The 2,336-nt window shown below is 58.4% G+C and carries 3 protein-coding genes; 1 reads left to right on the top strand and 2 read right to left on the bottom strand.

The window, feature by feature from the left end; genetic code table 11:
* The coding region (locus CWO89_RS43270) for an IS66 family transposase (RefSeq protein ID WP_130584281.1) at positions 1–483 on the top strand (483 nt) is incomplete at its 5' end.
* Positions 484–996: 513 nt separating this feature from the next.
* Here CWO89_RS43270 and CWO89_RS43275 read toward each other — a convergent pair.
* The gene (locus tag CWO89_RS43275; RefSeq protein ID WP_028169418.1) at positions 997–1,182 is read right to left on the bottom strand and encodes a hypothetical protein; all 186 of its coding nucleotides are present in this window, start codon (positions 1,180–1,182) and stop codon (positions 997–999) included.
* 287 nt (positions 1,183–1,469) lie between these two features.
* Positions 1,470–2,183: a MerR family transcriptional regulator gene (locus CWO89_RS43280; protein WP_028169417.1), complete on the bottom strand. Its 714-nt coding sequence runs from the start codon at positions 2,181–2,183 to the stop codon at positions 1,470–1,472.
* Between the last annotated feature and the right edge of the window lie 153 nt (positions 2,184–2,336).

A 2,336-nucleotide genomic window follows, 5' to 3' on the forward strand; every position in this document is an offset into this window, starting at 1 on the left:
GTCGATGTTCTGTTCGCCATCGAGCGCGAGATCAACGGTCTTACTGCGCAGGAGCGTTTGCTTGTGCGCCAGGAGCGTAGCCGCCCCCTGATCGTCGAGCTGGCGGCGTGGTTGCGCGAGCAGCGCGCCAAGCTCTCCAGGAACAACGACACGACCAAAGCGATCAATTACTGCCTCAGCCGCTGGGATGCATTTAGCCGCTTCCTTGATGACGGACGGCTTTGCATGTCGAACAATGCTGCCGAGCGGGAGCTTCGGGCTGTCGCCATGGGGCGAAAAAATTGGACCTTCGCTGGGTCCGATGAGGGCGGCCGACGTGCGGCTGCGATCTACACGCTCATTGCCAGCGCCAAGCTCAACGACATCGATCCACAGGCTTGGCTTGCCGACGTGCTGGCGCGCCTACCGGATCACCCTGCCAAGCGCATTGACGAACTGCTGCCTTGGAATTGGCAGCCTCAGAGCGTCGCTCACGCCGCCTAGGCGCGATCAGCCTTCCACCAGAAAGCGCCCTAGCTAGGGGCCTTCGCCGGATGCGTACCAATTCTCGTGCGCGCAATCAAGCGCCTCGCAGCCCGTCGGCATTGCTGTCAATTCTAATTTGGCGGCGGTATCGCTCTGCGGTTGTCCAGGTGACGGTCCGTTCTCAAACTGCGCCGTGGAAGCTCGGCAAAGGACTAAGCAGAGGTAACGCAGCGACGAAGGCTCAGCTGTGTCCTTGGGCACAGAATGTTCCTTAGGCCCATCGACATCATAGGACTGCTCCACGAACAGTGTCGCGAGCGCCAGATATGAGGCGAGTACCGCGAGCGTGAGCAACCACGCCAGTCGCGTATCGTGGTCGGCAGGACGTTTCATCATTTCCATTACTTCGCTGAACATCTAGGTGCATGTGCCGTCGCGACGATCAGTTTACCCGGACGGTTCGACAATTGTCATGCCAGCGGCATGGGAGGGGCCGCCTTGTCTCTTTGGTGTCGGACCGGACCGTCTCGATTACTGTTTGGGGTGGCTGTGAACGATGCGCAGCCGGTAATCGCCCATGCTCGAAGCGGCCGGCCCTCGAGCGCGTCCGCTCACGCCTGGATAGTGGCTTAGGCGTAGAGCGGCAAAGCCATCGGCGGCGGTGCGCCTGTCCTCAAGAACGGCAATCGTTTCATTCTGATGCTGTTGCAGTTCCATACGATCCTCCCGCTAGCCAGAGTTGTCCCGTGTTGTCAGGGGCCGCGGCCAGCTACTTAGATCGAACAATTTGACGCTACGTACGATTCAAGCCCATTGGAGAGGCTTCGTCTGGTGAATGTATCAAAAAGCCGCATCTCGAGGACGGAGAGACGGGGCAAAACCTCGAGACGAGCACAACGAGGTCCTCAACCACGCGACGCGAGCCGCGTGCTTAGGTCAAAAACTCATCTCATTCTCATCTAAATGGAGAACGCGGCGGTCGTGCACGCAAAGTGCGCGACAAGTCAGTGCGGTTCATCCTTCAGGGCGGCAAGGGCGAGGTCGAGATACTGCATTAGGTGGGGATCCCAGCCAGTCATGTTGCGAGGCGCACTGAGTCGCGCAAGAACTTTCAGTATTGTTGAAACGGTCGATTCAATTCCGGCGATTTCAGTGATTAGTGAACGCGCTTGAAGCGCCACAGCATTCGCCCGTTCGCTGCAGGGATGCTCACCCCGTTCCACGCAATCGCGCAGGTCGTCGCGGATCTTCCGCCACCGCTCCTCGCGAACTGCGTCCAGGACGCATGTGCATCGGAGCTCCTGAGTGCGCTCCTCAACCCGTGACATGGCGTCCAGAGTGGCAGGTAGCTCATCTACGCTGACGTGTATTTCTCCATCCGTTGTCATGTTGCGCAAGCGATCTCGCAGCAGGGTTGTACGCGCGACTTGAAGCTCAATTCTCTCCAAATGCATGCGCAACAAGTCAGTGAGCGAGGTGCTGCCCCCAATCGCTCTGCGAATCTCTTCAAGCGAGAAGCCAAGCTCACGTAGCGCTAGGATTTGATATACTCGTTGTACGCTCTCGCGGTCGTACATTCGGTGACCGCCGCCGGTGCGTTCCGAGGCGCTCAATAAACCCGTGTGTTCGTAGTGATGCAGAGTGCGAACCGTCACGCCGGTAGCCTCTGCAAGCTCGCCAATGCGCCATCGACGCCTTCGTGGTGTAGGTTTTGTCATGGTCCTCTGTTTTCAAGCCTACAACCTGACGTCGGGTGAGATTCAAGTCATTTCAATGATCTAGCAGCCTGCTGAAAAACGTGAGGAATGAAGCGTTTTTTTCTGTTGAGGAGGCCTCGTTGGGCTGGCGCGTCCGGGAGGCTAGGTCTGGGC

It is taken from the genome of Bradyrhizobium sp. Leo170 (assembly GCF_004296405.1).
Taxonomy (GTDB): domain Bacteria; phylum Pseudomonadota; class Alphaproteobacteria; order Rhizobiales; family Xanthobacteraceae; genus Bradyrhizobium.